This is a genomic window from Stutzerimonas kunmingensis (assembly GCF_014764705.1).
Taxonomy (GTDB): Bacteria; Pseudomonadota; Gammaproteobacteria; order Pseudomonadales; family Pseudomonadaceae; genus Stutzerimonas.
This window is the reverse complement of sequence record NZ_JACXXG010000090.1, coordinates 1-1,192: the sequence shown is the minus strand read 5'-3', so window position 1 is coordinate 1,192 and position 1,192 is coordinate 1. Positions and strand designations below refer to the sequence as shown.

The 1,192-nt window shown below is 57.4% G+C and carries 1 protein-coding gene; it reads left to right on the top strand.

Annotation, left to right across the window (positions count from 1 at the left end):
• Window positions 1-84 precede the first annotated feature (84 nt).
• Complete coding sequence (locus IEG05_RS23050; protein WP_191122778.1) at window positions 85-1,176, top strand: IS630 family transposase; 1,092 nt, start codon at window positions 85-87, stop codon at window positions 1,174-1,176.
• Window positions 1,177-1,192 lie beyond the last annotated feature (16 nt).

Below are 1,192 nucleotides of genomic sequence, written 5' to 3'. Positions count from 1 at the left end.
CTAGTGTCCAGAGCGGGTAGTTCGTTTATTTAATGATGTAACGTTATACTGGCGTGGCTCCGAAGCCACTGACCGGTAACCCACATGGCCAAGCCCGCCGCCTGCTTTGTCTTAACGCCGTCCGATCACTCCACCCTGCAAAGGTGGTTACGGATGGGCTCGCTGGCGCAGAACCTCGCGCAGCGTGCTCGTATTCTGTTGCTATTGGCTGACGGAGTGACGCCCAAAGAGGTCAGTGAGCAGCTTCTGGTCTCCGCGCCGGTGGTGTTCAAATGGCGCAAACGCTATCTAGAGGCCGGTCTCGAGGGCCTGAACGACCTGCCTCGCAGTGGTCAGCCACGCAAGCTCAGCGCGCAGAAAGTCAACGACATCCTCACGCTAACGACCCGCCGCGTGCCCCGTGAGGCAACGCATTGGAGCGTCCGGTTGATGGCCAAATATGCTGGCGTCACGACCTGGCAGGTTCGCCAGGTCTGGGCCGCTGCCGACCTCAAACCGCATCGCCTGAAGACGTTCAAAATCAGCAACGACCCGCATTTTGCGGACAAGGTTGTCGATGTAGTCGGGCTTTACCTAAACCCGCCGGATAACGCTCTGGTGCTATCGGTTGATGAGAAAACCCAGATCCAGGCGCTGGACCGCACCCAACCGATGTTGCCATTGCGCCCGGGGCAGATTGAGCGACGTACTCACGACTACAAGCGTCATGGCACTGCCAGCCTGTATGCCGCTTTCGACATCCTGACGGGCAAGGTCATCGGGCGAATCACTCAGCGCCACCGGGCCAAGGAATTTCTGGCGTTCCTGCAACAGATCAACCGCAGTACGCCCGCCGAACTGGATCTGCATGTGATCCTGGATAACAGCTCGACGCACAAGACCCCCGCCATCAAGCAGTGGCTGGAGAAGCACCCACGTTTCAAGCTGCATTTCACGCCGACCAGTGCTTCGTGGTTAAACGCGGTGGAAGGCTGGTTCGCGCGACTGGAAAGGCGAGCGCTGTATCGTGGCGCGTTTACCAGTGTGGCAGATCTGAAAACGGCTATTCGCCACTTCATCGAGGCCCACAACGAGCTTTCCGCCAAGCCATTCAAATGGAATAAAACGGCCGAATCGATCATCAGCTCAGTGCACAAAGCTAAACTGGGCGCGATGAAAAATAGATTATTGAACTAACCGCTCAGGACACTAG

Excerpts from the sequence above, each read along its gene's own strand:
- IEG05_RS23050 (WP_191122778.1), top strand. The coding sequence starts at position 85 with ATGGCCAAGCCCGCCGCCTGCTTTGTCTTAACGCCGTCCGATCACTCC.